The organism is Pseudomonas sp. GW456-12-1-14-TSB6, assembly GCF_059424205.1.
The window spans coordinates 19,120-35,150 of record NZ_JBWKZE010000028.1 but is presented as its reverse complement, the minus strand read 5'-3'; the positions used below and the strand labels follow the sequence as shown (position 1 = coordinate 35,150).

At 60.9% G+C, this 16,031-nt stretch carries 13 protein-coding genes; 6 read left to right on the top strand and 7 right to left on the bottom strand.

Going from position 1 to position 16,031, the window contains the following annotated elements; genetic code table 11:
- The 5 genes from pcaG (at position 1) to pcaC (ending at position 4,686) form a co-directional block, all read left to right on the top strand.
- The gene (pcaG, locus tag AC07Y2_RS22590) at positions 1 to 567 is read left to right on the top strand and encodes a protocatechuate 3,4-dioxygenase subunit alpha (protein ID WP_039771428.1); all 567 of its coding nucleotides are present in this window, start codon (positions 1 to 3) and stop codon (positions 565 to 567) included.
- A 203-nt stretch (positions 568 to 770) separates the two neighbouring features.
- Positions 771 to 2,066: an MFS family transporter gene (locus AC07Y2_RS22585; RefSeq protein WP_103386907.1), complete on the top strand. Its 1,296-nt coding sequence runs from the start codon at positions 771 to 773 to the stop codon at positions 2,064 to 2,066.
- 46 nt (positions 2,067 to 2,112) lie between these two features.
- Positions 2,113 to 3,477, top strand: coding sequence for a 3-carboxy-cis,cis-muconate cycloisomerase (locus tag AC07Y2_RS22580; RefSeq protein WP_103386908.1), 1,365 nt, complete (start codon positions 2,113 to 2,115; stop codon positions 3,475 to 3,477).
- Positions 3,478 to 3,489: 12 nt separating this feature from the next.
- A complete protein-coding gene (gene pcaD, locus AC07Y2_RS22575; protein ID WP_039771434.1) occupies positions 3,490 to 4,281 on the top strand; it encodes a 3-oxoadipate enol-lactonase in 792 nt (263 codons plus the stop codon).
- 12 nt (positions 4,282 to 4,293) lie between these two features.
- Positions 4,294 to 4,686: a 4-carboxymuconolactone decarboxylase gene (gene pcaC, locus AC07Y2_RS22570; RefSeq protein WP_064593983.1), complete on the top strand. Its 393-nt coding sequence runs from the start codon at positions 4,294 to 4,296 to the stop codon at positions 4,684 to 4,686.
- Positions 4,687 to 4,790: 104 nt separating this feature from the next.
- Here pcaC and AC07Y2_RS22565 read toward each other — a convergent pair whose 3' ends face one another.
- From AC07Y2_RS22565 to emhA, 7 genes are all read right to left on the bottom strand, one after another.
- Complete coding sequence (locus tag AC07Y2_RS22565) at positions 4,791 to 5,609, bottom strand: methyltransferase domain-containing protein (RefSeq protein WP_103386909.1); 819 nt, start codon at positions 5,607 to 5,609, stop codon at positions 4,791 to 4,793.
- Positions 5,610 to 5,630: 21 nt separating this feature from the next.
- Positions 5,631 to 5,987 carry a helical membrane plugin domain-containing protein gene (locus AC07Y2_RS22560; RefSeq protein ID WP_256587054.1) on the bottom strand — a complete coding sequence of 119 codons (357 nt, stop codon included), beginning with the start codon at positions 5,985 to 5,987 and terminating at the stop codon, positions 5,631 to 5,633.
- Between the two features lie 26 nt (positions 5,988 to 6,013).
- On the bottom strand, positions 6,014 to 7,204 hold the full coding sequence (locus AC07Y2_RS22555; RefSeq protein WP_103386910.1) for an NAD(P)/FAD-dependent oxidoreductase: 1,191 nt from the start codon (positions 7,202 to 7,204) through the stop codon (positions 6,014 to 6,016).
- Positions 7,205 to 7,388: 184 nt separating this feature from the next.
- Positions 7,389 to 8,648: an OprD family porin gene (locus AC07Y2_RS22550; RefSeq protein ID WP_103386911.1), complete on the bottom strand. Its 1,260-nt coding sequence runs from the start codon at positions 8,646 to 8,648 to the stop codon at positions 7,389 to 7,391.
- A gap of 289 nt (positions 8,649 to 8,937) precedes the next feature.
- Positions 8,938 to 10,398: an efflux RND transporter outer membrane subunit EmhC gene (gene emhC / locus AC07Y2_RS22545; RefSeq protein WP_103386912.1), complete on the bottom strand. Its 1,461-nt coding sequence runs from the start codon at positions 10,396 to 10,398 to the stop codon at positions 8,938 to 8,940.
- Positions 10,395 to 13,559: an efflux RND transporter permease subunit EmhB gene (gene emhB, locus AC07Y2_RS22540; protein ID WP_064593993.1), complete on the bottom strand. Its 3,165-nt coding sequence runs from the start codon at positions 13,557 to 13,559 to the stop codon at positions 10,395 to 10,397. The genes emhC and emhB overlap by 4 nt, the downstream gene beginning before the upstream one ends.
- A gap of 3 nt (positions 13,560 to 13,562) precedes the next feature.
- On the bottom strand, positions 13,563 to 14,720 hold the full coding sequence (emhA, locus tag AC07Y2_RS22535) for an efflux RND transporter periplasmic adaptor subunit EmhA (protein WP_039771445.1): 1,158 nt from the start codon (positions 14,718 to 14,720) through the stop codon (positions 13,563 to 13,565).
- Positions 14,721 to 14,986: 266 nt separating this feature from the next.
- Between emhA and AC07Y2_RS22530 the strand changes: the two genes are divergently transcribed.
- Positions 14,987 to 15,619 carry a TetR family transcriptional regulator gene (locus AC07Y2_RS22530; RefSeq protein ID WP_039771446.1) on the top strand — a complete coding sequence of 211 codons (633 nt, stop codon included), beginning with the start codon at positions 14,987 to 14,989 and terminating at the stop codon, positions 15,617 to 15,619.
- The last annotated feature ends 412 nt before the right edge of the window (positions 15,620 to 16,031 follow it).

Below are 16,031 nucleotides of genomic sequence, written 5' to 3'. Positions count from 1 at the left end.
ATGACCCTGACTGCGACCACGTCCCATACCGTCGGGCCGTATTACCACATCGGCCTGACCTGGCTGAACCGTGAAAACCTCGCCAACGAACTGACCCTCGGCCAGCGTGTGGCGATCACCGGGCAAGTGGTGGACGGCAACGGCGATGTCGTCAACGACGCCATGCTCGAAGTCTGGCAGGCCAACGCCGCCGGCAAATATGACCACCCGGAAGACGAGCAGGCCAAGCCGCTCGACCCGAATTTCGAAGGCTTCGGCCGGGTGCCGGTGGATGCGGAAGGGCGCTTTCGTTTCACCACCATCAAGCCGGGCACGGTTGAAGGCCTCAAGGGCTCGACCCAGGCGCCGCATTTGGTGGTGCTGGTGTTTGCGCGCGGGTTGGTGAAGCACTTGCTGACGCGGATTTACTTCGAGGGCGATCCGGCGAACGTCAATGATCCGCTGCTCGAATGCGTACCGGCCGAGCGCCGCGATACGTTGCTGGCGAAGCCGGATGCGGCGGGTGTCTATCAGTGGAATGTGATCCTGCAGGGCACTGATGCCGAGACGGTGTTCTTCGATTACTGAACCGGATACTGATCGTTCCCACGCTCTGCGTGGGAATGCATACCGTGACGCTCCGCGTCACAGTGGACGCAGAGCGTCCATGGCGGCATTCCCACGCGGAGCGTGGGAACGATCAGAGATCGGGTCTGGTTGGTGATCCAATGCGGAACGGGACTGTTGCAAAGTGTGTCTAGACTCTCACTGTCCCTATCGAGTGAAAAACAATGACAACCCTCACCTCCCATTACACCGGTGAAGAGCGCAGCAAGCGCATCTTTGCCATTGTCGGCGCGTCGTCCGGCAACCTCGTCGAATGGTTCGACTTCTACGTCTACGCCTTCTGCGCGATCTATTTCGCCCCGGCGTTTTTCCCCTCCGACAACCCCACGGTGCAGTTGGTCAACACGGCAGGCGTATTCGCCGCCGGGTTCCTGATGCGACCGATCGGCGGCTGGATTTTCGGCCGGGTCGCGGACAAGCACGGGCGCAAGAACTCGATGCTGATCTCGATCCTGATGATGTGCTTCGGCTCGTTGCTGATCGCCTGTCTGCCGACCTACAAGGACATCGGCGTCTGGGCGCCGCTGCTGCTGTTGTTCGCGCGCTTGCTGCAAGGCCTGTCGGTGGGCGGTGAGTACGGCACCACCGCGACCTACATGAGCGAAGTCGCGCTCAAGGGCCAGCGCGGGTTCTTCGCCTCGTTCCAGTACGTGACCCTGATCGGCGGGCAACTGCTGGCGGTGCTGCTGGTGGTGATCCTGCAACAGTTTCTGTCCGAAGAAGAGTTGCGTGCCTACGGCTGGCGGATTCCGTTCGTGGTCGGTGCGGCCGCCGCGCTGATTTCGCTGTTCCTGCGTCGCTCGCTGAAAGAAACCACCAGCAAGGAAATGCGCGAGAACAAGGACGCCGGCAGCATCCGTGCACTGTTCCGCGATCACAAGGCTGCGTTCATCACCGTGCTCGGCTACACCGCCGGCGGCTCGCTGATTTTCTACACCTTCACCACGTACATGCAGAAGTACCTGGTGAACACCGCCGGCATGCACGCCAAGACCGCCAGCTACATCATGACCGGCGCGCTGTTCCTGTACATGTGCATGCAGCCGCTGTTCGGCATGCTCGCCGACAAGATCGGCCGGCGTAACTCGATGCTCTGGTTCGGCGGCCTCGGCACGTTGTTCACAGTGCCGATCCTGCTCAGCCTGAAAAGTGTCGGCAGCCCGTTCCTGGCCTTTGTGCTGATTACCATGGCGCTGGCGATCGTCAGTTTCTACACCTCGATCAGCGGTCTGGTGAAAGCCGAGATGTTCCCGCCGGAAGTCCGCGCCCTCGGCGTCGGCCTGGCCTATGCGGTGGCCAACGCGATTTTCGGCGGTTCGGCAGAATACGTGGCCCTGAGCCTCAAGGCTGGCGGAATGGAAAACGCGTTCTACTGGTATGTCACGATCATGATGGCCGTGGCGTTCCTGTTCAGCCTGCGCCTGCCCAAAGAAGCGAAGTATTTGCACCACGATCTTTAAACCGATGCGCGCGGGCCATAACGGCCCGCGCCGGCAAGGACTGTTTATGACTCAGCGACCGGGCAATCAGTTGTTCGATGCCTACTTTACTGCCCGCGATATGCGCGACGTGTTCTGCGATCAGGGCCGGGTGCAGGCGATGCTCGACTTCGAAGCGGCACTGGCCCGGGCCGAAGCGCGGGTCGGGTTGATTCCGGCGGGTGCTGTCGCGCCGATTGAAAATGCCTGCCGCGCCGGGCTGTTTGATTTCGCCGCACTGGGCGAGGCGATTGCCACGGCCGGCAATTCGGCGATTCCGCTGGTCAAGGCCTTGGGCAAACAGATCGCCGCGACCGATGCCGAAGCCGAGCGCTATGTACATCTGGGTGCCACCAGTCAGGACGTGATGGATTCCGGGCTGGTGCTGCAATTGCGTCAGGCGCTGGAATTGATTGAAGGGGAGCTGGCGCAACTGGCCGACTCCCTTGCCATTCAGGCGCGGCGCCACGCCGCGACGCCGCTGGCAGGACGTACCTGGCTGCAACATGCGACGCCGGTGACGCTCGGCATGAAGATCGGCGGTTGGCTCGGTGCGATCACGCGCAGCCGTCAGCGTCTGCGCGAGCTCAAACCGCGACTGCTGGTGCTGCAATTCGGCGGCGCGTCCGGCACCCTCGCGGCGCTCGGCGAACAGGCGTTGCCGATCGCCCGGGCGCTGGCCGAAGAACTGAATCTGACCCTGCCGGAACAACCCTGGCACACCCAGCGCGATCGCATCGTCGAGTTCGGCGCGGTGCTCGGTCTGATCGCCGGCAGCCTCGGCAAATTCGGCCGCGACATCAGCCTGTTGATGCAGACCGAAGCGGCGGAAGTGTTTGAGCCGTCGGCGCCGGGCAAGGGCGGTTCCTCGACCATGCCGCACAAACGTAATCCGGTGGGCGCGGCGGTGTTGATCGGTGCGGCGACCCGCGTGCCGGGGCTGGTCTCGACGCTGTTCAGCGCCATGCCCCAGGAACACGAGCGCAGCCTTGGTCTGTGGCACGCCGAATGGGAAACCCTGCCGGAAATCTGCTGCCTGGTGTCGGGCGCACTGCAACAGGCGCGGCTGCTGGCCGACGGTCTGGAGGTCGATGCCGCGCGCATGGCCCGCAACCTGGAACTGACTCAAGGCCTGGTGCTGGCCGAAGCAGTGAGCATCGTGCTTGCGCAACGGGTCGGCCGCGACACTGCGCATCATCTGCTCGAACAATGCTGCAAACGAGCGGTGGCCGAACAGCGTCATCTGCGAGCGGTCCTCGGTGACGAGCCGCAGGTGACCGCCGAACTGAGCGCAACCGAACTGGATCATCTGCTCGATCCCGCCCATTACCTCGGTCAGGCACAGGTCTGGGTCGAGCGGGCAGTGGCCGAACACAACGCATTGTCTGACTGAAAGGAGAGGGCTGTGGCTTTCGTTCAACTCGCCGATGGCGAACTGCATTACACATTGGAAGGCCCGGTCGATGCGCCGGTGCTGGTGCTGTCGAACTCGCTGGGCACCGACCTGCACATGTGGGACGTGCAGATGCCGGCCTTCACCGAACATTTTCGCGTGCTGCGTTTCGATACTCGCGGGCACGGCCAGTCGCTGGTGACGCCGGGCCCTTACAGCATCGAGCAACTGGGCCGCGACGTGCTGGCGTTGCTGGATGCGCTGCACATTGAACGCGCGCATTTCTGCGGTCTGTCGATGGGCGGCCTGATCGGCCAGTGGCTGGGGATCAACGCCGGCCAGCGGTTGAACAAACTGATCGTTTGCAACACCGCGGCAAAAATCGGCGATCCGTCGGTGTGGAACCCGCGCATCGAAACCGTGCTGCGTGACGGCCCGGCGGCGATGGTCGCGTTGCGTGATGCATCGATTGCCCGCTGGTTTACTCCGGACTTTTCGGCAGCCAACCCGGCAGCCGCGAAGCAGATCACCGACATGCTGGCCGGGACCAATCCTGAAGGTTACGCCGCCAACTGCGCAGCGGTGCGCGATGCGGATTTCCGCGAGCAGTTGGCGTCGATCACGGTGCCGCTGCTGGTGATCGCCGGTACCGAAGATGCGGTGACGCCACCGTCCGGCGGGCACTTCATCCAGGAGCATGTGCGCGATGCCGAGTACGCCGAGTTTTATGCGGCGCACCTTTCCAACGTTCAGGCCGGCGACGCGTTCAGCGACCGTGTGCTGACATTCCTGCTGGCTGACTGAAGGAGGATTTTCGTGGACGAGAAACAACGTTACGACGACGGCATGCAAGTGCGCCGCGCGGTGCTTGGCGACGCTCATGTCGATCGCAGCCTGACCACGCTGACCGAGTTCAACTCGGAGTTCCAGGAGATGATCACCCGTCACGCCTGGGGCGACATCTGGACCCGCCCGGGCCTGCCACGCCACACCCGCAGCCTGATCACCATCGCCATGCTGATCGGCATGAACCGCGAAGGTGAACTCAAGTTGCACCTGCGGGCGGCGGCAAACAATGGCGTAAGTCGCGGCGAGATCAAGGAAGTGATCATGCAGAGCGCGATCTACTGCGGGATTCCGGCGGCGAATGCGACGTTCCATCTGGCCGAATCGGTGTGGGATGAGCTGGGTACCGAATCCCGGGATTAACGGCGACTGAGCGGACGCCATCGCTGGCAGGCTAGCTCCCACAGTGAAATGCGGTCCATTGTGGGAGCTAGCCTGCTAGCGATGGCGGTATTTGCCGCGCCGATTCAAACCTTGGCGACAATGAAAATCCGCTTGAACGCAAACAACGTATGTCCGTTTTTCTCCTGCGGATAATGCGCGTGCACCCGCATCAGGTAGTGATAAATGAAGCGCGCCTGTTCCTCTGACGTCAGTCCCTGCATCACCGGCCGCAGCGCCGACACCTTCACCCAGTCATAAACCGGCGACTTGCCGTCGACCACCTGCAATTGCTCTGTTTCCCAGATATCCAGTGACTGGGTCAGCGGGGCCAGCAGCCGGTAGTAATCCTCCAGCGACAACAACGGCCGCGCGGCCATGCGCTGGCGCAATTGTGCAGTGCCGATGGGGCGACCGCAGGGTCCGGCGTCGTCGAGGGTGTCGAGCATCAGCCGAAACCACAGCGCATCGCGCCAGTCCGGCATATGCGCGGCCAGGCAGCCGCCGGGGTTTATGTGGCCGAGCAGACGGGGCAGCAGTTGCTCATGGTCGTCGATAAAGTGCAGCACGGCTGCGGCCAGCAGCAGGTCGGCCGATTGCTCGGGTTGCCAGTCGAGCAGGTTGCAATGCTGCCACGACGCCTTGATCGGCAGGCTGCGGGCCTGATCGAGCATCTGTGCCGAACTGTCGATGCCCCGCAACTGCGCACGCGGCCAGCGTTCGGCCAACAGTCGCGTGGCAATGCCGGTGCCGCAACCGAGGTCGTAGATGAGTTGAGGATTGTCCAGGTCTACGCGGCCGAGCAATTCAACGACCGGTTGTTGCCTGAGACGGGAAAACTGCTGGTACGCCCGGGCATCCCAGTCAGAGCAGGGCTTGCCCGGCGTTTCGAGTTTTACGCTCATGAGGTGATCCTCTCTGGCGAGTTAAAGTTGTCTTCCGATGACGTTGAGCGCTTTCAGGACAACGGCTACTCCTTTGCGTGTATCGCTGTCGTTCAACAGTTTGAGCAGTGCAACGGCGCTTGGTGGCTGGTGGTGCGCCGCGACTTCAGCCTTCGCCAGACGCAGAGCATTGGCCATCTCCCAACTGCAGGCTGCCGCCTGTTCGACCAGCAAGGACAGCTTCTCCACCATGGCTTCGTCCAACAGGTCGACCAGATCCGACAGCAGGGACAGCAGGTCGACAATGTTTTCCAGCCGTCCACCGTCGATCAACGGTTCCAGTCTGGCCATCAGGGCGGTGTAGCCGGGTGTGGCCGACAGGGCTTCAGACTCTTTCATCAGCAATCACTCCTCCCTGTGCAGGGTCAAAGCATTCCACGGGCCACCGCCCAGTACAGACCGCGATTGAAGCTGTTGCGCAGCAGACCCCCGAGTTTGGTCGGTGGCGTCGGCAGTACGTCACGGCTGTAGTCGTACCAAAGCGGCATTCCGGCATTCAGGCCCATTTGCGCAACGGCCTGAACGCGACCGTCATAGGCACTGATGGGGTGCCCCAGACGGATTTCGGCGGCGATGTTGTTGGCGATCACCGGTGCCTGGTTATGGCAGGCGCCTCCGGCCTTGCTCACTGGCAGGTCAACGGTGTCGCCGATCACATAGACCCCCTCATGGCCATAGACCTGCAGCGTTTCGTGGTTGGTCGGCAACCAGCCTTCGTTGTTGGGTGCCTGGGAAATTCCGGACTCCAGCACCGCATCCACGGCGCGGATCGGCGGGGTTGCCATCAGGATGTCGAACTGTTCGTCCGCGCCTTCATGGGAGTAGGCGATTTTTGCGTCGGGATCGACCTGGCTCAGAGTGAAACCGCGCCGATACTGGATGCCCGCTTTGTCGAAAATGCCCGGCAGGATCTCTCCGGTCGGGCGTTGCAGGAACAGACAGTTGCGCAACAGCTGGGCGGTAGTCGGGTAGGTGTAGATGATCTCCACGTTCTTGCGAACACCACGACGGCACAGAAAATCATGCAGCATGAGTGTCGTTTCTACCGGAGCAATACCGCATTGGTGCGGCACATTGGGAGTCTGCGGAAAAGACACGGTAATGAAAATCCGACCTTTTTCAATCGTGCTCAGACGTTGCGCCAGTTGGCGCGCCGGTTCGTATTGATAGAAATGGTCGCCGGCCTCTTTCAACCCTTCGATGCGTTCCGGAGCGGGCACACAACCGGTGGCGATGACCAGAAAGTCGTAGGCAAAAAACTTGCCGCTATGGGTTTTGAGGCGTTGGTTGTTGAAGTCGAACCGTATGACCTTTTCAACCTGAAAGTCGATTTCAGGGCGCAACAACGAGCGTTCCGGGCGTTTGAGTTCTTCTTTGAAGAACTGGTTGAACGCCACGTACATGAACGCAGGTTTGTAGTAATGATCGGGGTATTCCGACAGGAGGATGATCGAGACTTCGTCGCGCAGGATTTCGGGATACAGCTTGCCGACCAGTTGATTGGCCAGCATGGTTCCGCCTACACCGCCACCGACGATCACTATTCGCTTTTTCATACCTGACCTCCATGGTCAAGGTGTGCTTCGCGTACGGCATCCGGAGATAACGGAAGGTAAATGACTCCTACTGCAGGCTGGAGAATAAAAAGTACCGCTTAAATGTAACCGGGTCTTGGTGGCTTGCCAGACTCAAATGACCAGCGGTCAAAGACGGCGCTCGCCGGGAGCGCCGTTTTCACAGTCACAGCAAACTGATCGGATAGCTGACAATCAGGCGGTTCTCGTCGAACTCGTTGTTGCTGAAGTCGCGGCGCATGGTCGAGTTGCGCCATCTGACGTTCAGGTTCTTCAGCGCGCCGCTCTGCACGGTGTAGCCCAGTTCCGATTCGCGGCCCCATTCCTTGCCGTCGGTGATGGTGCCGGTGTGCACGTTGTCGCCGCTGATGTAACGGTTCATCAGGGTCAGGCCGGGGATGCCCAGGGCAACGAAGTTGTAGTCGTGGCGGACCTGCCAGGAGCGTTCCTGCGCGTTGTCGTAGCTGGCGTTGTAGCTGTCGTTGGCCAGGGTGCCGCCGCTGGTGCCGTTGACGCGCATCCAGGCGCTGTCGCCGGTGAGTTTCTGCAGGCCGACGTAGAAGGTGTGGCCACCGTATTTTGCGGAGAACATCCCCGACCAGGTCTTGTTGTCGAGTTCGCCGGCGCGGGCGCTGCCGTCGTCCTTGCCGTAGAAGAAACCGAGGTTGGCGCCCAACGTCCAGTCGCCGAGCGGCTGGCTGTGGATCAGGTTGACGTATTGCTGGCTGTAGATGTCCTTGAGCTCGGCGTTCCACAGGCCGATCTGGGTGCGCTTGTCGTTGAACACGTATTCGCCGCCCTGAAAGTTGAAGCGATCGGAGGTGAACGCGGCTTTGCCGGTCATCGACATGTCGCTCATGCTGCTGTCGTCGCGCGGGCTGTTGGCGCGGAACTGGCCGCCGTAGAGGGTCAGGCCGTCGATTTCCTTCGAGGTGATCTGGCCGCCGCGAAAGGTCTGCGGCAGCGAGCGGCCGTCGTCCGAACGCAGGATCGGCAGCACCGGCATCCACTCGCCGACCTTCACTTCGGTTTGCGACAGTTTGGCTTTGAACGCGACGTTGGTGCGGCCGAAGTTGTCCGCCGGGCGTCCGTCATGATCCAGCGGCAACAGTTGCGTGCCGCCGGTGCCTTTGCCGCCATCGAGCTTCACCGAGTACAACCCCAGCACATCCAGACCGAACCCGACGGTGCCCTGGGTGAAACCGGATTTGGCGTCGAGGATGAAGTTCTGCGTCCACTCTTCAGCCTTGCCCTGAACCTTGGTCGGGTTGGTGAAGTTGCGGTTGATGTAGAAGTTGCGCAGGTTCAGGTTGACCTTGGCCCCGTCGATAAAACCGGCTTCTTCAGCCGCAGCGGGCAGCGCGATGCCGGCCAGGGCGAGGGCGATCAGACCGGGAAGTGCGTAGGGCGCAGGGGAGGTTGTCATGGGCTCGGGTCTCTCTTGTTTTTTTGGGGCAAACGGGGGCGCTGCGGCCGTTTTTCAAGGCGCAGACATTCGATGGATTCAGAGGCGAAGCGGCGGCGATCAGCCGGGAGGAGCAGGGCGCGGGAGCATGGTGTCGAACCTGTTGTTATTGGTTTTGTGGCTCGAATGGTGCGGGGCGCGGGCGAGGCGATTCAATCGGCGAAAGTGGAATTTGGGCGATTATCGAACGCAAGATTTGCGGGCAACAAAAAGCCCACCAAACGGTGGGCTTCTTGTATTCAGCAGATGATCAGAACAACTTCATCTTCGGCGCTTCTTCTTTGAGCGGCTCGTTCTGCGCGGTCTGCGCATTCCAGCCACCGCCCAGGGCCTTGTACAGGTTGACCGCACTGGTCAGCTGCGCGAGGCGGTCGGTGATCAGCGATTGTTGCGCGCTGAACAGCTGACGCTGGGCATCGAGGAAGGTCAGGTTGCTGTCGACGCCAATACGATAGCGACGCTCGGCGAGGCGGTAGTAATCCTGGTTCGCCTGAACGAAGTCCCGCTGGGCCTGCAACTGCTCGGTGTAGGTCTGGCGCGCGGCCAGGCCGTCGGCGACTTCCTGGAAGGCCGTTTGAATGGACTTCTCGTAGTTCGCCACGCCAATGTCCTTCTGGATCTTGGCGTAGTCGAGGCTGGCGCGCAGGCTGCCGGCGTTGAAGATCGGCAGGTTGATCTGCGGCTGGAACAGCCACGTGCCCGAACCACCCTTGAACAGGCCGGACAGGTCCGGGCTCAGGCTGCCCGCGTTGGCGGTCAGGCTGATGCTCGGGAAGAACGCTGCACGGGCTGCGCCGATGTTGGCGTTGGCGGCCTTCAGGTTGTACTCGGCCTGCAGGATGTCCGGACGGCGTTGCAGCAGATCCGACGGCAGACCGGCCGGTACGTCGGCCAGCAGGTCATCCGACAGCGGCTTGGCCGCTTGCAGGTTGGCCGGTATGCCGGTGCCGAGCAGCAGGGTCAGGCTGTTTTCGTCCTGGGCGACCTGGCGGGTGTAACGCGCCAGTTGTGCCCGGGCGTTTTCCACCGAGGTGCGTGACTGCGCCAGGTCCAGCGCCGAGGCCACACCGACTTCGTTGCTGCGACTGGTCAGCTTGTAGCTTTCCTCGAAGGCACCGAGGGTGTCCTGCGTCAGCTTCAGCAGTTCCTTGTCGGCCTGCCAGGTCAGGTAGGCGTTGGCCACGCTGGCCACCAGGCTGATCTGGGTGCTGCGGCGCGCTTCTTCGGTGGCGAAGTATTGTTGCAGCGCTTGTTCGCTCAAGCTGCGAACCCGACCGAACAGGTCGAGTTCGTAGGCGCTGATGCCGACGGTCGCGGAGTAGGAGCTGGTGATGCTCGACTCGCCGGTCTGCGACGCACGGGCCGGAACCCGCTGGCGGCTGCCGCTGGCATTGGCCGACACGGCCGGGAACAGATCGGCACGCTGGATGCGGTATTGAGCCGCGTAGGCGTCGATATTCAGCGCCGCGACGCGCAGGTCGCGGTTGTTTTCCAGGGCCACCTGGATCAGCTGCTGCAAGGCAGGGTCATGGAAAAACTGCTTCCAGCCCTGTTCGGCAGCGGCCTGCGCCGGTGCCTGGGCCGGCGAGTACGCCGGGCCCTGCGGGTATTGGCCCGCCACCGGTGCTTGCGGCTGCTGATAATCCGGTATCAGCGAGCAACCGCTCAGCACGAAGGCGGCGACTGCGATGGAGAGTAGCGACTTGCTCATTGGCCAGCCTCTTTAGGAGTTTCTATGGCGTCATCCTTGCCGGCGTTTTTGCGCTGACCCATGGACGACACAGTGACGAAGAACAGTGGAACCCAGAATATCGCCAGAACGGTGGCAGTGATCATACCGCCAATCACCACGGTGCCGATTGCGTGCTGGCTGCCCGAACCTGCCCCGGTGGAAATCGCCAGAGGCACCACGCCGAGGATGAACGCCAGGGACGTCATGATGATCGGACGCAGACGCATGCGGCAAGCCTCGATGGCGGCATCGCGCAGGCTGCTGCCCTGTTCGTGCAGTTCCTTGGCGAATTCGACGATCAGAATAGCGTTTTTCGCCGCCAGACCAATGGTCGTCAACAGACCCACCAGGAAGTACACGTCGTTGGACAGACCGCGCAGACTGGTCGCCAGCAATGCCCCGATGATCCCCAGCGGTACGACGAGCACGACGGCGATCGGAATCGACCAGCTCTCGTAGAGAGCCGCCAGACACAGGAACACCATCAATAGCGACAGCGCGAACAGTGCCGGCGCTTGCGAACCTGCCAGACGTTCTTCATAGGACAGACCGGTCCAGGAAATACCGACCCCCTTCGGCAGTTTGGCAGCAATCGCCTCGACCTCGGCCATGGCTTCACCGGTGGAATAGCCAGGCGCCGGGGCACCGAGAATCTCGACCGCTTCCACACCGTTGTAACGCGACAGTTTCGGCGAGCCGTAGATCCACTCACCCTTGGCGAATGCGGAGAACGGAACCATGGTGCCGCTGGCGTTACGCACATACCATTTCTTGAGGTCTTCCGGGCTCATGCGCGAGTCCGGCTGGCCCTGTACGTACACCTTCTTCACCCGACCACGGTCGATGAAGTCGTTGACGTAGCTACTGCCCAGCGCAATCGACAGGGTGTTATTGATGTCGGAGATGGTGATGCCCAGAGCACTGGCTTTCTCGTCGTCGATTTCCAACTGGAACTGTGGTTCGTCGTTCAGACCGTTCGGACGCACCTGCGACAGCACTTTGCTTTGCGCGGCCATGCCCAGGAACTGGTTACGCGCGGCCATCAGTTGCTCGTGACCGATACCGGCACGGTCCTGCAGGAACACGTCGAAACCGGTGGCGTTACCCAACTCCAGTACGGCCGGCGGGGCGAAGGCGAACACCATTGCATCGCGGAAGGTGAAGAAGTGCTGCTGGGCGCGGGCGGCGAGTTTGAACACGCTGTTGTCGGCGTTCCGCTCGTGCCACGGCTTGAGCATGATGAACGCCATGCCCGAGCTCTGGCCACGGCCGGCGAAGTTGAAGCCGGTCACGGTGAATACCGACGCTACGGCGTCGCCTTCACCGCCATCCTTGGTCGGACGCAGCAGGAACTCACGCATTTCATCCACGACCACTTGAGTGCGCTGGGCACTCGAACCGGCCGGGGTCTGTACCTGGGCGAACAGTACGCCCTGGTCTTCTTCCGGCAGGAAGGACGATGGAATACGCAGGAACAGCCAGATCATGCCGACGAAGATGATCAGGTAAGCCAGCAGGTACGGGGCCTTGTGGCGCAGGATGTTGCCGACGCCGCGCTCGTAGCTTTTGACGCTGCGGTCGAAACCACGGTTGAACCAGCCGAAGAAGCCTTTTTTCGGGGTGCCGTGTTCGCCGTGTGGAATCGCCTTGAGCATGGTGGCGCACAGCGCCGGGGTGAAGATCAGTGCAACCAGTACCGACAGCGCCATGGCCGACACGATGGTGATCGAGAACTGCTTGTAGATCACACCGGTGGAGCCGCCAAAGAATGCCATCGGTAGCAATACCGCCGACAGCACCAGGGCGATACCGACCAGGGCGCCCTGGATCTGGCCCATGGATTTCTTGGTCGCTTCCTTCGGTGACAAGCCTTCTTCGCTCATCACCCGCTCGACGTTTTCCACCACAACGATGGCGTCGTCCACCAGCAAACCGATGGCCAGCACCATGCCGAACATGGTCAGGGTGTTGATGCTGAAGCCGGCCGCCGCGAGGATGCCGAACGTGCCGAGCAATACCACCGGCACGGTCATCGTGGTGATGACGGTGGCGCGGAAGTTCTGCAGAAACAGGAACATCACCAGGAACACCAGTACGATCGCTTCGACCAGGGTTTCAACCACACCCTTGATCGACTCGGTCACCACCGGGGTGGTGTCGTACGGGAACACCACTTCCATGCCTTGCGGGAAGAACGGCTTGAGGTCGTCAATCGTCTTGCGCAGTGCCTTGGCGGTGTCGAGGGCGTTGGCGCCGTTGGCCAGTTTTACCGCCAGACCGGACGCCGGGCTGCCGTTGAACTGGGCGCTGATCGCATAGTTCTCGCCACCCAGGCCGACGTCGGCGACGTCTTTCAGACGGACCTGAGAGCCATCCTTGTTGACCTTGAGCAGAATCTCTTTGAACTGCTCGGCGGTCTGCAGACGGGTCTTGCCGATGATCGTGGCGTTCAGCTGCTGGCCCTGCACGGCAGGCAAGCCACCGAGCTGACCGGACGACACCTGGACGTTCTGCGCCGCAATCGCGGTTTTCACGTCGACCGGGGTCAGGTTGAAGTTGTTCAACTTGGCCGGGTCGAGCCAGATACGCATCGCGTACTGGGCACCGAAGACCTGGAAGTCACCGACACCGGCGGTCCGCGAGATCGGGTCCTGCATGTTCGACACGATGTAGTTGGACAGGTCGTCCTTGGTCATGCTGCCGTCACGCGACACCACGCCGATCACCAGCAGGAAGTTCTTCACTGCCTTGGTCACGCGGATACCCTGTTGCTGCACTTCTTGCGGCAGCAGCGGGGTGGCCAGGTTCAGCTTGTTCTGGACCTGGACCTGCGCGGTGTCGGAGTTGGTGCCTTGCTCGAAGGTCGCGGTGATGGTCATGCTGCCGTCGGAGTTACTTTCCGAGGACACATAACGCAGGTTGTCGATACCGTTGAGCTGCTGCTCGATCACTTGCACCACGGTGTCCTGAACCGTCTGTGCCGAAGCACCCGGGTAGGTCACGGAGATTGCAATGGCCGGTGGCGCAATGCTCGGGTACTGGTTGATTGGCAGTTTCAGGATCGAAAGTGCCCCGACCAGCATGATCACCAGGGCAATTACCCAGGCGAAAATCGGACGGTCGATGAAAAATTTTGACATGGATTACTCCCCTTTGCCGCCGGCGGCTTTGTCAGCTGCCTGAGCGGGGGCCGGGTTCTTCTTGCCGACGTTGGTCGCTTCGGTCGGTTTGACCTCAACACCCGGTTTGACGAATTGCAGCCCTTCGGTGATCAGACGATCTCCGGCCTTCAGGCCGTCTTCGATCAGCCACTGGCTGCCGACGGTGCGGCTGGCCTTGAGCTGACGCAGCTCGACCTTGTTGTCCGGACCGACGACCAGCGCAGTCGGGGTGCCCTTGAGGTCGCGGGTCACGCCTTGCTGCGGTGCGAGGATCGCGGCGCTGTTCACACCGGCCTGCAACTGCGCGTGGACGAACATGCCCGGCAGCAAAGTGTGGTCGGGGTTCGGGAACACGGCGCGCAGGGTCACGGAACCGGTGGTCTGGTCGACCGACACTTCGGAGAATTCCAGCTTACCGTCGAGCTTGTACTGGCTGCCGTCTTCGAGGGTCAGCTTGACCGCAGCGGCGTTGTCGCCGGCCTTCTGCAGACGACCGCTTTCCAGTTCGCGACGCAATTCCAGCAACTCGACCGAGGACTGGGTAACGTCGACGTAGATCGGGTCCAGTTGCTGGATCACGGCCATCGCATCGGTCTGGCCGCTGCTGACCAGCGCGCCTTCGGTCACCGAAGAGCGGCCGATACGACCGGAGATCGGTGCGTAGACCTTGGTGTAACGCACGTTGATCTGCGCGCTCTGCAGCGACGCTTCCGATTGCAGGCGGTTGGCCACGGCGGTGTCGTATTCCTGACGGCTGACAGCCTGTTCGTCGACCAGTTGCTTGTAGCGGTCGGAGATCGACTTGGTCGAACGCAGGTTGGCTTCGGCGCTTTTCAGGGTCGCTTCATAGACCGACGGATCGATCTGATACAGCTGCTGGCCGGCTTTGACATCGCCGCCTTCCTTGAACAGACGCTTGAGAATGATGCCGTTTACCTGTGGACGAACTTCGGCGATTCGGAACGCGCTGGTGCGGCCCGGCAGTTCGGAAGTCAGGGTAAAGGCTTGTGGTTGCAGGGTGACGACGCCGACCTGAGGAGGTGGTGCGGCGGGAGCCGCCTCTTCCTTTTTACATCCGCTGAGCAGCGATGCCAGGGCGACGGCAGTGACCAGAGCGGTAACAGCTGGCTTGAATTGCATGAAGATCCTCGGGTCAGGCGCGCGAAAAGCGCACAAGAAGTGTGGAAGGGTAAAAAAGGGTTACCGGGTGGATAAGTAGCTTGCTAATGAATATACTTACGTTCATGGTTGTTTGTAAACACCTTGGCGTCGTATCCACCCTGTTACAAAAGTCGTCGCAAGGTCTGAAATTGTAGGCCGGGGAGCCGATCCGCGAGAGATCGACCCTTTTTTATTCAGCGGATATTCAGCCATCCCTGAAACATCCTGTTTGAGGTTTTACTGCCATGGTCCGTCGTACCAAAGAGGAAGCTCAGGAAACGCGCAGCCAGATTCTCGAAGCGGCTGAGAAAGCCTTCTATGAGCGGGGCGTGGCGCGCACGACGTTGTCGGATATCGCGACCCTGGCGGGGGTGACGCGAGGTGCCATCTACTGGCACTTCAGCAACAAGGCCGATCTGTTGCAAGCCATGCTCGATACCCTGCATGAGCCGCTGGACGAACTGGCCAAGGCCAGCGAAAGCGAGGACGAACCTGATCCATTGGGCTGCATGCGCCAATTGCTGATTCATTTGTTTCATAAAGTTGCACTGGATCCGAAGACCCGGCGTATCAACGAAATTCTGTTTCATAAGTGCGAGTTCACCGATGAAATGTGCGATCTGCGTCAGCAGCGCCGGACCGCCAGCCTCGATTGCAATGTGCGGATCGCGCTGACATTGAGTAATGCGGTCAATCGTGGACAGTTGCCGGCGGACCTCGACACCGCCCGGGCAGCCATCAGCATTCACGCCTATATCGACGGCCTCCTTTATGGATGGCTCCTGGCGCCAGACAGCTTCGATCTGTACGCCGAGGCGGAGCGTTGGGTCGATACCGGGCTGGACATGCTGCGCTGGAGCCCCAGCCTGCGCAAATGAAACAAAATTCGTTATTGGTCCGTGGGTGTCAACCGTGATGTTGAAAATGAACGGTGCTTCACGCACGGTGCGGTAATGGGCTGCTTTTATATACGCACGTTCACTTGATTGACAGATTGCTAGCTCAGTATTTTGTAGGAATTTTGTGTCTGGAATGTGAGAGAGGGTAAGTGCCAGACAATCAATCCTGACGTGACCCCCTATTGGAGCTGCGTCAGACCTACGATAAACAAAAAGCCCCGACTCTTAAGAGCCCAGGGCTTTTTTCGTATTTCTGTAATTGACGAATGCTGTCGGTAGTCGATGTGGCCGACCGTGGAGCATCCTTGAGTGCATACCGCTTTACGATCAAAGGAATCTTTTTACTTGAATGGTTGCGAACTAAGTAATCTCGGTTCACAACAGCCCAATA